At 67.4% G+C, this 12622-nt stretch carries 17 protein-coding genes; 8 read left to right on the top strand and 9 right to left on the bottom strand.

What is annotated here, in order from left to right; all coding sequences use genetic code 11:
- Nucleotides 1–48: 48 nt before the first annotated feature.
- Nucleotides 49–855 (top strand): MerR family transcriptional regulator, encoded by an 807-nt coding sequence (locus tag AB0395_RS12390; protein WP_366279862.1) that lies wholly within the window; start codon nucleotides 49–51, stop codon nucleotides 853–855.
- Nucleotides 856–988: 133 nt separating this feature from the next.
- On the opposite strand, the gene AB0395_RS12385 is transcribed toward AB0395_RS12390, so the two are convergent.
- A complete protein-coding gene (locus AB0395_RS12385; RefSeq protein WP_366279859.1) occupies nucleotides 989–1582 on the bottom strand; it encodes a TetR family transcriptional regulator in 594 nt (197 codons plus the stop codon).
- Nucleotides 1583–1645: 63 nt separating this feature from the next.
- On the opposite strand from AB0395_RS12385, the gene AB0395_RS12380 reads away from it, so the two are divergent.
- Nucleotides 1646–2167, top strand: coding sequence for a GNAT family N-acetyltransferase (locus AB0395_RS12380; RefSeq protein WP_366279856.1), 522 nt, complete (start codon nucleotides 1646–1648; stop codon nucleotides 2165–2167).
- Between the two features lie 368 nt (nucleotides 2168–2535).
- Here AB0395_RS12380 and AB0395_RS12375 read toward each other — a convergent pair whose 3' ends face one another.
- The 3 genes from AB0395_RS12375 to AB0395_RS12365 form a co-directional block, all read right to left on the bottom strand.
- The gene (locus AB0395_RS12375) at nucleotides 2536–2832 is read right to left on the bottom strand and encodes a hypothetical protein (RefSeq protein ID WP_366279853.1); all 297 of its coding nucleotides are present in this window, start codon (nucleotides 2830–2832) and stop codon (nucleotides 2536–2538) included.
- A 129-nt stretch (nucleotides 2833–2961) separates the two neighbouring features.
- A complete protein-coding gene (locus AB0395_RS12370; RefSeq protein ID WP_366279851.1) occupies nucleotides 2962–3267 on the bottom strand; it encodes a hypothetical protein in 306 nt (101 codons plus the stop codon).
- A 138-nt stretch (nucleotides 3268–3405) separates the two neighbouring features.
- A complete protein-coding gene (locus tag AB0395_RS12365; RefSeq protein ID WP_366280120.1) occupies nucleotides 3406–3651 on the bottom strand; it encodes a helix-turn-helix transcriptional regulator in 246 nt (81 codons plus the stop codon).
- Between the two features lie 94 nt (nucleotides 3652–3745).
- Between AB0395_RS12365 and AB0395_RS12360 the strand changes: the two genes are divergently transcribed.
- Nucleotides 3746–3913 carry a hypothetical protein gene (locus AB0395_RS12360; RefSeq protein ID WP_366279848.1) on the top strand — a complete coding sequence of 56 codons (168 nt, stop codon included), beginning with the start codon at nucleotides 3746–3748 and terminating at the stop codon, nucleotides 3911–3913.
- A 163-nt stretch (nucleotides 3914–4076) separates the two neighbouring features.
- On the opposite strand, the gene AB0395_RS12355 is transcribed toward AB0395_RS12360, so the two are convergent.
- The 3 genes from AB0395_RS12355 to AB0395_RS12345 all read right to left on the bottom strand — a co-directional run bounded on the left by AB0395_RS12355 (nucleotide 4077) and on the right by AB0395_RS12345 (nucleotide 6882).
- Nucleotides 4077–4214, bottom strand: a complete 138-nt coding sequence (locus AB0395_RS12355; protein ID WP_366279845.1) for a DUF3825 domain-containing protein — start codon at nucleotides 4212–4214, stop codon at nucleotides 4077–4079.
- Nucleotides 4215–4290: 76 nt separating this feature from the next.
- The gene (locus AB0395_RS12350; RefSeq protein ID WP_366279843.1) at nucleotides 4291–5970 is read right to left on the bottom strand and encodes a lamin tail domain-containing protein; all 1680 of its coding nucleotides are present in this window, start codon (nucleotides 5968–5970) and stop codon (nucleotides 4291–4293) included.
- Nucleotides 5971–6711: 741 nt separating this feature from the next.
- Nucleotides 6712–6882 carry a hypothetical protein gene (locus AB0395_RS12345; RefSeq protein ID WP_366279841.1) on the bottom strand — a complete coding sequence of 57 codons (171 nt, stop codon included), beginning with the start codon at nucleotides 6880–6882 and terminating at the stop codon, nucleotides 6712–6714.
- 91 nt (nucleotides 6883–6973) lie between these two features.
- On the opposite strand from AB0395_RS12345, the gene AB0395_RS12340 reads away from it, so the two are divergent.
- The 3 genes from AB0395_RS12340 (at nucleotide 6974) to AB0395_RS12330 (ending at nucleotide 9414) form a co-directional block, all read left to right on the top strand.
- Nucleotides 6974–7789, top strand: a complete 816-nt coding sequence (locus AB0395_RS12340; RefSeq protein ID WP_366279839.1) for a CPBP family intramembrane glutamic endopeptidase — start codon at nucleotides 6974–6976, stop codon at nucleotides 7787–7789.
- Between the two features lie 326 nt (nucleotides 7790–8115).
- Complete coding sequence (locus AB0395_RS12335) at nucleotides 8116–8583, top strand: hypothetical protein (RefSeq protein ID WP_366279837.1); 468 nt, start codon at nucleotides 8116–8118, stop codon at nucleotides 8581–8583.
- Nucleotides 8584–8856: 273 nt separating this feature from the next.
- Complete coding sequence (locus AB0395_RS12330; protein WP_366279835.1) at nucleotides 8857–9414, top strand: dihydrofolate reductase family protein; 558 nt, start codon at nucleotides 8857–8859, stop codon at nucleotides 9412–9414.
- A gap of 35 nt (nucleotides 9415–9449) precedes the next feature.
- Here AB0395_RS12330 and AB0395_RS12325 read toward each other — a convergent pair whose 3' ends face one another.
- Nucleotides 9450–10322, bottom strand: a complete 873-nt coding sequence (locus AB0395_RS12325) for a class I SAM-dependent methyltransferase (RefSeq protein WP_366279832.1) — start codon at nucleotides 10320–10322, stop codon at nucleotides 9450–9452.
- A 356-nt stretch (nucleotides 10323–10678) separates the two neighbouring features.
- Complete coding sequence (locus AB0395_RS12320) at nucleotides 10679–11239, bottom strand: ATP-binding protein (protein WP_366279830.1); 561 nt, start codon at nucleotides 11237–11239, stop codon at nucleotides 10679–10681.
- Nucleotides 11240–11475: 236 nt separating this feature from the next.
- Here AB0395_RS12320 and AB0395_RS12315 point away from each other — a divergent pair, with 236 nt between their 5' ends.
- Together AB0395_RS12315 and AB0395_RS12310 are read left to right on the top strand one after the other, a co-directional pair.
- Nucleotides 11476–12309, top strand: a complete 834-nt coding sequence (locus AB0395_RS12315; RefSeq protein WP_366279829.1) for a helix-turn-helix transcriptional regulator — start codon at nucleotides 11476–11478, stop codon at nucleotides 12307–12309.
- Nucleotides 12288–12500 (top strand): DUF397 domain-containing protein, encoded by a 213-nt coding sequence (locus tag AB0395_RS12310; protein ID WP_366279826.1) that lies wholly within the window; start codon nucleotides 12288–12290, stop codon nucleotides 12498–12500. The genes AB0395_RS12315 and AB0395_RS12310 overlap by 22 nt, the downstream gene beginning before the upstream one ends.
- Nucleotides 12501–12622 lie beyond the last annotated feature (122 nt).

Raw genomic sequence — 12622 nt, 5'->3', positions numbered from 1 at the left:
GGGAGGAGGGACGACGGTGGGCGGACCAGGATGTGATGGAGGTTGGTGATGGCTCAGCTGGTGCTGATCGGCACGTTCTCGGCCATGACCCGGCTGTCGGTCAAGGCGTTGCGCCTCTATGACGAGCTGGATCTGCTGCGACCGGCGAAGGTCGACGCCTCCAGTGGCTATCGCTACTACGCGCTCGGACAGGCGGGCAAGGCGGAATCGATCCGCAGGCTGCGGGCACTCGACATGCCGATCGAGGAGATCAGGCTAGTGCTGGCCGCCTCTCCGGCGGACGTCTCCGGCCTGCTGGCCGCGCACCGGCAACGCCTGCGGGCGGAGCGCGATCGCCACGATCACATGCTGGCCGTCATCACCCGGCTGATCAACGGCGAGGAGCGCCTCATGAACTACACGATCACTGTCGAAAACCTGCCCGCGCAGATCGTGGCATCTGTGCGCCGCCACACCGATCTGGCCGGTACCGGTGCGACGGTCGCCGAGGGCTTCGGCGTCCTCGTCGGGGCCCTCACGCAAGCAGGCCGGCACCCGGCCGGTGCCCCCTTCCTGGTGTTCCACGATGTCATCGACGCCGACAACGACGGCGACATCGAGATCTGCATACCGATCGGGGCACCCGTCGCCGCAGCCTCTCCCGTGCAGGTCGGCCAGACGGCCGAGGTCACCGCCGCGGCCACCACCCACCAAGGCCGCCACGACGAGATCGCCCCCGCCTACCACGCCCTGACCACCTGGATTACCGAGCACGGTCACGAGATCGCAGGCCCGCCCCGGGAGACCTATCTCAACGACCCGGCTGTGACCGCCGAGGCCGACCTGCTCACCCAGGTGGCCTGGCCGATTCGATGACCAACGGAGCGATCATGCGAACGGACCGCCTCACCGGAAGGACTCATCGCCCCGGCTGAGCAGGGCAGGAGACAGATGCCGGGGCCGAGACCGCCCCGTCACTGTGAGGGTCTGCGCCGAGTGAGCCAGGCCGTCAGCCGCCCCCGTTTCCGTCGTGCAGCAGGGCGAGCTGGTGTTCGACGGCGGCGGTGACCCGCTTCTCGTCGTCCGTGGCGAGGAGGTCGAGCAGGGCGCCTCGCAGTACGGCCAGGGCCAGGGTGCGGCGGGCGGCACCGTCCTCGCTGTCACGTTCGGTCGGCGGCTGGAAGCCGGCCAGGACGCCGAGCCAGTCCTCCACCGTCGCACGGGCGAACCCGGTCCAGGCCCCGTCGGGCTGGACGAGGGAACGCGTGTACGCCTCGGCCCACAGCCGCAGCAGTGGCCGGTGCTCCTTCGCGGCGAGCCACGTCCAGACCCGTTGGACGGCCGACACGAGTCCGGTGGGACGATCGGGCCGCCCGGCCTGACCCAGGAGTGCCAGCTCGTCGGCGCGGGCGCGCGCCAGCAGCGCTCGCAGCAGGCCGTCCTTGCTTTCGAAGAGAAACAGCAGGACCCGCGGACTGGAGCCGATGGCCTCGGCCAGCGGGCGCAGTGACAGGTCGGTCAGGCCGTGGGCGAGCGCGTACTGGTACGCCGCCTCCAGTAGCTCGGTCTGCCGGGCGGAGGGGGTTGGTTCTTCCTGGGGCATGCGGTTAGCCTAACTGAAACAGTCGTTTCAGTGAATGAGCGCAGCAGTACAGGAGAGCAGCGAATGTCGCAGCAAGATCAGAAGCAAGTCGTCGTACGTCGCGCCGACCGTCCCGGCGACCTGGGATGGGTGGTGATGGCCCACGGCGAGGCATACGACCAGCAGTTCGGCTGGAACACCGACTTCGAGGTCCTGGTCGCCAAGATCGTCGCCGACTACGGCGCCAAGCACGACCCGGCCCGTGAGGCGGGCTGGATCGCCGAGGTCGACGGCCGGCGGGTGGGCTGCATCTTCCTCGTCGCGGGCGATCAGCCGAAGGCAGCCAAGCTGCGGATCCTGCTCGTCACACCGGAGGGCAGGGGCCTTCGCCTCGGGACGCGCCTGGTCGAGGAGTGCCTGACCTTCGCCCGTGAGGCAGGCTACGAGCAGGTGACTCTGTGGACCAACGACGTGCTGGCGGCGGCGCGCAAGATCTACCAGAGCTTCGGCTTCACCCTCGCCGACGAGGAGCGCCACCACAGCTACGGCCATGATCTCGTCGGCCAGAACTGGACCCTCGACCTGCGCGCCGACGCGGTGGCATGAAGACGGACCCTACCGCGCTGATGGTCGGTACCGACCTTCCCTCCCCCCGTGCCCGCCGCCCCTTCACGGGTGCCACCGGAATACGGCAGATTCGGATCGCCGAGGCCCTGAACTGCGACGATGCATGTCCCACCGCGGGCCGTCCAGAGTAGAGGAAGGAGACGCGCCCCCTGCTCCTGCCGCCCGACGTTGGTGACGCCGAGCGGCCCGCCACGCAGCAGCCCCTGGCAGAACCTGCACAAGACCTAGCAATTTCCGCCCCTGGCGCGGTGGCCCGGCGCTGGATGGCGCGGCGGAGAGCTCACCTCGGAGACGGGGGCGTCAATCGCACCAATCACGGGGCAGGCAGGCGCGATGCGTCCCGTTCGTCACATGTATATGTCGTAGTAGTACCCCCGCCTCCCCGGGCGCGGGTCGCCGTCGTAGTAATAGCAGTCGGTTATCGGTAGGTCGGTGAAGACCTCCAGCAGTGCCGCCCGGCAGGCAGCCAGGGTCGGGTAGGGGCCTCTTCGATACCACTGCTCTGCCATCAGAGAGGGTTGCTCACTGGCAGAGGCAGTGGTGGCGCTTGCCTGGCTGGAGGCAACGGCGGGTGTCGCACCGGCCAGGACGCCAGCGCTCATCGCCGCGAGTACGGCTGCGGTGGATAGTCGACGGATTTTCACGAGGTCTCCTTGCGGCTGGTAGGGGACACCTTCAGATGAGCACCGATCAGCGAGGGTGGGGAGCTCTCGGCTTTCCATATTCCGGACACATGGCCCAGCGTGCAGGGCCGGTTTGTGCCGTGTTGAGGGTCACGGGAGGTACACGTCGAAGTACCAGCCCGCTGGCCAGCCCTGGCCGCCGTCGTAGTGGTAGCAGCCGCTCGCCGCGGTGTAGTCGCCGCGGTCGGCGCCCTCCTGCCTGGCCGTCCAGCAGGCGTCCTGGGACGAGAAGGGTCCCTGCCGGTACCAGTCCGGCGGCAGGGACACAGAGGAACGGGCCTCGGCGGTGGATGTGGTGGTGCTGGCGGCAGTCGCGGTCGCGGGGGCGGCAGACAAGGCGCTGACGCCAAGAGTGAGTGCGAGCATCGCCATGGTGTGCAGTGTGCGGATCTTCACCAAGGGGCTCCTCAACGAGGCGGGGATGATCACCTCAAGATGACCATCAAATGCCGAGGTCGAGGAGCTAACGCTTTCTCATATTTCGGTCGCATGGTTCCGCTCCGCGACCCGCTGGATTGGGCCTGAATCAGCCGCTCACCTGATCAGCTGTGGCGAGCAGGACAGCTGCGGACAGAGCCGCCGCGCTGCCTGCCACGGCCTCCATGCCTCCTCGGGCAGGTCGCAGGCGGTCAGGAACAGCTCCAGCGTCTCCGCCGAGGGGCGGCTCTTGCCAGACAGCAGGTCACTGAGAGTGCTGGAGGCCAGCCGTGCCGGCCGTACCGCCCTGGCCAGTTCGGCGTAGGAGCGTCCCGCCCGCAGCGCATCCAGGGCCGCAGCCAGCTCGGCCGGGCGTCGGGTGCACTGGGCATCAGCACCACACGGCGCTGGCCGGCCCGACCTTCATTACGACCCCCGCGATTGCTTGGAGCCCGTCATGTACGACTTGCCCGTCTGGGTCCCGCTGGCCGTCAGCGTCTTGAACCTGGCCACCGCTCTCGTCAGCTGGGCCAGCGTCCGCACCCGCCGCCCTGGCCAGACCGCTGGCGATCGCACCGCCGACGAACCCCGGGCGGCCGAGCCGAGGCGGGTCACCGGCCGCTGACCCGCGGGTGGGAGCCGGGGCGCCTGGCTCCCCATTTAGCCGATCTTGTTTGAGAATCGATCATTTCTCGGAAAAGATCACAAACCCTGCTCCGGTGTCGATTTCTGGAGTCGTGTGCACAGATTTCCGAAGTCCTGTGCACACGACGACCAATTCGGGAGCCTCAGTGTGCGTCGTCCGCTGCAGCAGGTCTCAACCAGTCGCTGTCGGGCCGGGCGAGCAGGCTGGCGTTGTTGTACGCCATCGCGGTTGTGAGCACGGTGTGGCCTCGGTAGAACTCGCCCTGTGACGGTGTTCGCAAGGTACTTCTCGCCGAGCGGGGGATCGTGGCGCCGCGCGGTGCCACGATCCCCGGCGTGGCGAGTGTCGGTGCTGACTCAGTACACCGTTCCGTTGGCGCGCTGGCCGGGCGACCGCGGCAGCGAGCTGATCGTGTCGTGCTTGACCCACGCGCCGGTCGCCGAGCCGTCAGGGCTCCGGTTGATCGAGACGCCGTCGGAGCTCGCCTGGCTCGAGGTGTAGCTCATCGACTGGATCGTCGTGTTGGCCGCGTTCCGGAGGATCACCTGGTCGCCGCTGTTGGCCAGGTTGAGGTCACCGGTGCTCGCCGCCACGGCCACGATGCCACCGGGGATGCCGGAGGCTCCCCCGAACACGGTGATCGCCTTGCCGGGCTGCAGCGTCGTGCCGGCCGCGAAGGTGTGTCGCACGGCCGTGGAGTCCCGGACCGTCCAGCCCGCGATGGAGATCGCGGTGCCACCGATGTTCACGATCTCGACGGCCTCGCCGGCGGTGCTGCTCCCCGGCTCGTTGGCGAGGACCTCGTTGATGATGACGTTGGCCGGACCGCCGCCTGCGGTGACCGTGACGTTCTGGGTCGCCGTGTGCGTGGCGCCGCCATTGTCGGTCACGGTAAGGCTCACCGGGTAGCTGCCCGCCGCGGCGTAGGTGACCGAGGGGTTCGTAGCGGTCGAGGTCTGGCCGTCGCCGAAGGTCCAGCTGCGGCCCGTGATCGTGCCGTCAGCGTCGGCGCTGCCGTCGGTGAAGGTGCACGTGAGGTTGGTGCAGGAGGGCGTGAACGCGGCCGTGGGCGGCTGGTTGGTACCGCCTCCGCCGCCGAGGGTGAAGGTGTACCGGGCCAGCACCGGGTAGTGATCGCTGGTCGTGGTCGCGTAGTTCGGAACGTACGCCTGGGGCTGGAACGCGGTCGCCGAGCCCGCGACGTACTTCGCGTTGACCTCGTTGGTGTTGAGCTGGTGGTCGATGAAGTCCGGGTAGCCCGTGGTCGACGCGACTCCGGCCAGGGACAGTGCCCGCGTCGGGAAGCTGTAACGCGCCGTGTCGTTCACGAAGTTGGCGTACGGCGATGCTTGCCCGGGCGTGATGGACGTGTCGACGTCGTCGTTCCAGTCGCCGATCACGAAGACGTCCTGCGTCGGGTACGTCGAGTCGAGGTACGACTTGAGGGCCTGGGACGCGGGGTTGCGCAGGTTCCACGCATCCTGGGTGGAACCGGCCTTCGCGTGCAGGACGATGAAGACGAGGTCACGGGTCGCGCCGTCGAAGGTGCCGCGCAGCGTGAACTCGACCGGCGGGCGGCCCGCGAAGTTGCTGTTCTGGCTCGTCAGGATGACCTTCGCGCTCACCAGGCTGGCCATGCTGCTGCGCCAGACGAGCGCGACCTTCTGCTCGGCGTTGCTGAAGTCCGAGTAGTACTGCGGCCCGTTCGTCACGATCGGGTCGTTCGCCAGGACCCCGGTGAAGCCGGGCATACCAGAGACGAGGGTGTTGAACGCGGATGTGCTGACGACCTCGGACAGGCCCCAGACATCCATGTCGGCACCGGCCATGACATCGCGAACGTTGGCCTGCTGCAGCGCCTCGTCGGTCGGGCCGAGGCCCGTGTCACCGAACCACTCGACGTTCCAGTTGCCGACGTCGAGCTGAGTGGCGGAACCCTGCGACGGCACGGTGGCGGCGTGCGCCGCCGGGGCGAAACCGATCGGCAACGCCACGAAGACGACGATCGCCCCTAAGAGCGCGCGGAGACTGGTCATGAACAAGAAACCCTTCGCGTCGGCGTGCTGGACTGGGTCCCGTCTTCCTCCCGGAGCGCGAGCCCGAATGAGTGTCCGTCCCAGCCCATAGGCGCCCGAAAGCGACTGTCGAATTCGAAAGGACGCTTAGGTGAACAATGGGAAATTTTCAACGGATATGCGGGTCAGCGGCTCCATGCCAGGGGGTGCCCAGCACTTCGAGAGCGCCCTGAACTGCATATCCGTTGTTTTCACGGCGATTGCTACCGGGACCCTTGATCGGCCCTCATCGTCTAACGGAGAAGCCAGGCCACGTCGTGACTGTTCATCGACCGGAGGAGAAGACTGGTGTCCCGGTTAACCGCGGAGCGCTACGGCTTCGCATCCTGATCAAAGGTTCCGTCGAGGGGCTTTGACCTGGTCTTCCTCGCTACTTTGGGCGTGGTGACACGAACTCGAGTGGAGGGCCCGTACGGCAGCCAGCCGTCGGCCGCCGGTGTCATTCGAGCTCACTGACAACGAGTCCGCGCGATCCGCTGACGTCAGGTCCGTGCGCGACAACCGTCGTTCCCGACAATGCACAGTGATTCCGGGCAACCTGCGGCGGCCCTGTTCGGGCCTACATCGCAGTTCGCAGGTCAGCACCGCGAAGAGGTGCGGCTTTCCGACGGACAGGACAACGACGGAACCCACGGGATTTCGACAGATCAAGATCAAGATCAGGTTGAGTTCAGCTCAACACTGTTGAGCGCGGCGAATATGTCAGTGCGGCGCGGACAGAATGTCAGTGACCGGATCGCTGTCGTCCGCGGTGGTCTGCCATACGGTCTCGGCGTCCGGGGCGGCGTCGCCGTACAGCAGTTCCTGGAGATAGTTCCGATGCCCGTCGAACCCGCGACGCGGGAGCGACCTGATAGCTCCCGCCCGGTCCACATCCGCCGTAACCTGCGCCTTTCACGGCGACTCGAAGCCGTGTCAGAGCGATGTCAGGTCCGTGTAAGGGCGCGGGGCCACGATTCTCGGCATGGATACAGCAATGCGGCCCCCGGCCGACCCCCAAGGCGCCCAGCCGAAAGGCTTCGTCGCGAAGCTCCTCGCCGACCGTCACTCGGTCCCGTTCTCCATCGCACTGCACCTGGTGCCCGGCGCGCTCATCGTCGCCGTGTACGCGTTCATCGCCGCCCCCCTGGTCCGGGCGATGGACTTCCCGATCTTTCTGGCCTGGGCCATCGCCCTCGCGGTTGTGCTCTTCCCGCTCCAGCTGTTCCTGCTGTGGCTGGGCAAGAAGCAGACCGGCCGCTTCACGCTGAAGGGTGTCGTCCACTACCGCGACAAGCCGGTCTCGCGCGGCAAGGTCTTCTGGCTCGGGACCGCGTGCCTCGTGTGGATGACCGTGGTCTCGCTCTCGCTGACCCCGCTGGACAACGTCGTCTACGACTGGTTCTTCACCTGGGTGAACTACCAGGGCGCAGGCCCCGACGGCACCGCCTACCTCCAGGGCTACTCGCAGGAGCTCGTGCTCACCACGCTGCTCATCTGCGCGCCGTTCACCGGCTTCACCCTGCCCCTGCTCGAGGAGTACTACTTCCGCGGATTCCTGCTGCCCCGCCTCCCGCAGCTCGGCAAGTGGGCCCCGTTCTTCAACACCTTCTTCTTCTCGGTGTACCACTTCTGGGCCCCTTGGACGGTCCTGTCGAAGCTCGTCTTCCTCTACCCGGGCGTCTGGCTCGCCTGGAAGAAGCAGGACATCCGCATCTCGATCGCCATGCACCCCGGCTCGGCGCTGCTGATGACCGTGGTCGGCGTCATCGCCCTCGCCTCCGGCGCCTACTCGATATAAGACCGCCCGAAACGAGGGGTGCCGTCCGCCGGCCGAGGGCCGGATGCGTCGCTCCGACTCGTGATGGCATGTCAGGGCGAGAACGGTGGTCGGCCGGGTGGGCTTTGGGTCGCTCCGATGATCCTTTTCGGGTGTTCATCTCGGGTATTTCCAGATAGATCACCAAATATGGGGCGTATGGTGCGCGAATGCATCCTCCGCAACAGCCCCCGCAGCGGCCGGGGCAGTCTCGGCAGCCGTACCCGCAACAGCCTCCCCCCATGGATCCGCCACTCGGACAGCGGCCAGGTTCACCTCCGTCGCCGCCCAGGAGGAGTGGCAAGGGCGTGGCGATCGTCGCGGTCATCGCGGTGGTGGGCGTGCTCGGCCTGCTGGGTGGCCTGGCCGCCCTGTCGGACGATGACGCCGAGAGGCCCACGCCGAAGCCGGCGGCTTCAGCTTCGACGCCGATGCCAGAGGCTTCGGCTTCGACGCCGATGCCCGTGGAAGTGCTTCCCCTGGTTGATGACACCGGACCGAGCATGGAACCGACGTCGGCGCCCGACCCGTCGGCGTCGGCACGCGAAGCGGTGTTCACGGCTTCGGTGAAGCAACGAAAAGCGCTGAAGGACGCCGATTCCTACAAACTGGGGCGGCTCGGCTGGAACATATGCAAGGCGCTGGAGGAAGGAAAGGGTTTCGCCGAGGCCGCGGCCCTCGGTACCGGCGGGTTCGACCTGGAGACGTCTGCGTACATAGCGAGGGTCGCCATCGTCAACCTGTGCCCACACCAGCGGGACAAAATTCCCGGATAGTGCTCTGATCGGGAGGGTTCACCGGGTTGCGCCGCTCGAAGGCGCCGATCACGTTCGTGCCGGCACTCGCCGTGCCGGCGCCCGTAGAACATCACGAATCCGGTGAAGGTATGCGGTGGTTCCGCACGCAGGGGGCCGTTGTGCCGATCCCGCCGTGTTCGAGGCCTTTGACCTGCTCCAGTGGATTTCTTTCGACGAGTTCGGCCCGAGGCGATGAGTTGGACCGATGCCGCCGGTATGTACGAGTGAGCATCGATCGAAAGGACATCCATCGTGAGCGTCATCGTCATTGAGTTCATCACCCTGGACGGGATCGCGTCCGACCCGGACGGCTCCGCGGGCACGCCGACCGGCGGCTGGGCGTTCCGGCACGGTCCCGAGACGGTCGCCGGGGACAAGTTCCGGCTCGGGAGCACGATGGACGACGGGGTCATGATGCTGGGGCGCAGGACCTGGCAGCTGTTCTCGCGGCTGTGGCCGGGACGCGACGACCCGTTCTCCGCGCGGATGAACGCCGTGCCGAAGCTGGTCGTCTCCCATACGCTGACCGACACCTCGGCATGGGCGAACTCCACGGTCATCGACGGCGACCTCGTCGACGCCGTCAAACGCGAGCGGCGTGACGTGATCATCACCGGGAGCCTGAGCGTCGTGCACGCGCTGATGGCCGAGGACCTGATCGACGAATACCGGCTGCTGACCTTCCCCACGATCCTCGGCACCGGCGAGCGGCTCTTCCCCGTCGGCGGGTCACCCGTCTACCTGAACCGCGTTTCGGTCGAGCCGGTCGGCGCCGCCGTTCTTACCCGGTACGGCAGGGCGGCACGATGACCGTTCGCTTCGCCTTCCTCCACCTCGGCATCAGGCTAGCGCTGAAAGTGCCAGAACAGCATTGACGGCGTCCCGGCGATGGCCGCGTGCGCCGCCTCGGGCGCCAGGTCACACAGGGCCCACGGCCACACGTCCCACGGCTCCAGGACGTCGGTCCGCTCGCGCGGCTCCCCTGGCAGGTGCCGGGGCTCCTCGCAGCGCCGCACCTGGAGCCCCGCCGCCAGCGCGGCTCGTACATAGTCCCCGACCAGGTGGCGGTGGGTGGCCACTCTCCCCGGCCGGCCGTCCGGCAGCCGTACAGGCGGGACCGCCCCCTGTGCCACGCCCTCGGGATGGATGTCGGCGGTCACCACATGCCCGCCAGGCCGCAACACTCGGGCGAACTCGGCCAGCACCGGGTCCAGCACGGGCACATGCGTCAACGCCAGCGAGCAGACCACCAGGTCGACGGACTCGTCGGGCACCGGCAGACAAGACAGGTCGCCCAGCCGGAACTCTGCCTGCGGCACCCGATGGCGCGCCCGCTCCAGCATGTCGGGCGAGTTGTCCACGCCGCGTACCCGATGGCCGCGACCGGCCAGGTAAGCCGCCATCCTGCCGGTACCGCACGCCGCGTCCAGCGCGTCGCCGGCCGGCAGTGTGCCAACGATCTTCCTGATGAAGGGCTCGTCGAGGTCGAACGCGGTGTTGGGCCCGTCGTAGGTCTGCGACCAGATCCGGTAACCCTCCACGGTGTCCACGCGGGCCACCTCGACGGCGGCGTCGGCCAGGGAGTCGTCGTCGAGGAACTTGCGGATCTCGGCTAGGCGCGCCTCGATGAACGCGCGGTCGTGCTCGCCGATGTAGGACCGCATCAGAGCAATGCCCTCCAGGCCGAGCACATACGCCAAAGGATGCTCGTAGATCACCGTGACACGCTAACGACGGCAGCCGCGCGAAAGCTATCGAATTTCGAACCGGACGCCACACCGGTCGCAGGGCTCCGGGGCGGGCTTGCCGGTGCCCATGCCGATCAACAACCCCGGCGTTTGAGTTGCTCTCGCTGACAGGAAGACCTGAACAACTCCGTTCGAAACCGTTCGGACCAAGTTGTCGTGCCACAGGTCAGGATCTGTCCCGGCCGTCGATTTCATCCGGACGGGACACCGGTGTCCAGGTGTCCTGCTTCAAGGGGGAACTTGCCCCCGGAACTCCTCCTTGCGTCGGGACGTGGGCAGCCGCCCGGCTCTCGGTGTTTTCTCCACTGTCCGGGCGGCCGTCGCGCTCATCGGGGTCTTCGCGGTTCGGGTACGGCCAGGCGCGCTGAGGCGCCTCGCGGGGAGGGCGGCGCCTGCGCCGGGCCTGTGCCCCGGGGCGCGGAGGGCATGCCCGAGGGGTCTTTGTCCTCGACGGGGGTGGGGGACAGGTGGCACCAGACGACGCGGTGCCGGGTGCCGGGCGCGGTGTGGGTTCCCCAGCGTCCGCCGGACAGTCTGTTGACGATGAACAGCCCGCGCCCGCCCTCCCGGCCCGACCAGGTCTCCGTGACGGACGCCACGGAGACCTGGTGCGGGATCGAGAACGCGGAACCCGGATCGGTGACCGCCAGCCTCAGGAAGCCGGGCCCCTCGTGCAGCGCGGTGATCACCCAGTTCCTGCCCTGACCCGGGTCGGCGTGTCTCACCGCGTTCGTCACCAGTTCGGAGGCCGCCAGGATGAGCCGGGACAGTCCCGGGTGCTCCGCTCCGAGCCACCGTCGCATCTCCCGGCGAACGAGGCCCGGCGCCCTGTCGTCGCGAGGCAATTTTAAAATGCCCACCTTAATGAGATCGGCCCCTGAAGCCATTAAATCACCGCCATTGCCTTTTCTGTCCGATAAATACGGGCACGTGCTACATCGGTGCTAGGGGTTGCCGTGGGATGGGTTCGCGATTTTCGTTCATCTCTCATTTCCTCTTCATAGAGTGCCGTTTGGGATGTACTTTGTGGGCGGAGTAGTAAAAGCGATCACCTGGCAAGGTGTCGCATGGATGTGTGTCAAACGTGTGATTTTTTTGTGGGACGCACCACAGGGAGGTGGTCATGCCTGCGCCACGCGAGCTGGACCCGGCAGCGGGAAGAAAACAGGAATTCGGCGCCGAACTCCGACGACTGCGGTTGGAGCAAGGCATGACCCAGGCGGAGTTGGGCCGCCGCATCGGATACTCGACGAGCCTGATCGGCTCGGTGGAGATCGGGAAACGCACTCCCGTCGAGCAGCTCATCACCAGGTGCGAGCAGATCCTCGGGCCGGGGCTGTGGGAGCTGTGGGCCGAGATCTCCAAGTACCGCAACCAGGCGCCCGCCTGGTTCCGGCCCTGGCTGGCCGAGGAAGAGGAGGCCCGCGCGCTCAGGACGTGGGAGCCGCTGGTCGTGCCCGGACTGCTGCAGACCGAGGCGTACGCCCGCGCGCTGCTGCGCTGCGAGCCGGGCTTCGACCAGCAGCAGGTCGAGACCCTCGTCGCCGCGCGGCTCGCGCGGCAGAAGATCCTCAGCCGGACCCAGCCGCCGATGTATCTGGTGCTCCTCGACGAGGGCGCCCTCGACCGGCCCATCGGCGGAGCGGAGGTCATGCGGGAGCAGCTCGCCCACCTGATCGAGGTCGCGGAGGCACCCCACATCACCCTCCAGATCACGCCGCTCGGCGCCAGCCCAGGCCTGGGCGGGGCGATCGCCATCGCGCAGTCGGCCGACGGGCAGCGCCACACGGTCTACCTGCAGACGGCCGCAGAACCGGTTGTGACCGGCAATTCAGCTCTTGTCACGACCGTTAGCATGAAACTGGACGCCGTCAGGGCGGAATCCCTCCCCCGCACTGCGTCGGTCGAGTTCATTCGGAAGAGGATGGTGGAGAAGTGGACCTCACAGCCGAACTGAAGACCGCTGTTTGGCGTAAGGCGGAACGTTCGACCTCGGACGGCGGCAACTGCATCGAGGTTGCGCCGTTGTCGCAGGGACGTGTCGGAATTCGCGACACCGAGGCTCCTGACCAGGCCCCCTACGTGGTGCGGGGCGAGGTCTGGGCGGCGTTCATCGACGGGGCCAAGAAGGGCGAATTCGACTTCTGACCCCGCCCTGATCCCGAATACCCCTGAAGCCGCGCCGCTGCCGCCGAAGCCGACGGCCAGTCCCCGAAGAGGGCCTCCTCACACCCCGTCGGCGGAGCGCTCACCGCCTGCCGCCGTCCCGG

Source organism: Streptosporangium sp. NPDC051023 (genome assembly GCF_040689595.1).
Lineage (GTDB): Bacteria > Actinomycetota > Actinomycetes > Streptosporangiales > Streptosporangiaceae > Streptosporangium.
This window is presented reverse-complemented; position numbering and strand designations above follow the sequence as displayed.

Excerpts from the sequence above, each read along its gene's own strand:
- AB0395_RS12390 (WP_366279862.1), top strand. The coding sequence starts at position 49 with ATGGCTCAGCTGGTGCTGATCGGCACGTTCTCGGCCATGACCCGGCTG.
- AB0395_RS12385 (WP_366279859.1), bottom strand. The coding sequence starts at position 1,582 with ATGCCCCAGGAAGAACCAACCCCCTCCGCCCGGCAGACCGAGCTACTG.
- AB0395_RS12380 (WP_366279856.1), top strand. The coding sequence starts at position 1,646 with ATGTCGCAGCAAGATCAGAAGCAAGTCGTCGTACGTCGCGCCGACCGT.
- AB0395_RS12360 (WP_366279848.1), top strand. The coding sequence starts at position 3,746 with ATGTACGACTTGCCCGTCTGGGTCCCGCTGGCCGTCAGCGTCTTGAAC.
- AB0395_RS12350 (WP_366279843.1), bottom strand. The coding sequence starts at position 5,970 with ATGACCAGTCTCCGCGCGCTCTTAGGGGCGATCGTCGTCTTCGTGGCG.
- AB0395_RS12340 (WP_366279839.1), top strand. The coding sequence starts at position 6,974 with ATGGATACAGCAATGCGGCCCCCGGCCGACCCCCAAGGCGCCCAGCCG.
- AB0395_RS12320 (WP_366279830.1), bottom strand. The coding sequence starts at position 11,239 with ATGGCTTCAGGGGCCGATCTCATTAAGGTGGGCATTTTAAAATTGCCT.
- AB0395_RS12315 (WP_366279829.1), top strand. The coding sequence starts at position 11,476 with ATGCCTGCGCCACGCGAGCTGGACCCGGCAGCGGGAAGAAAACAGGAA.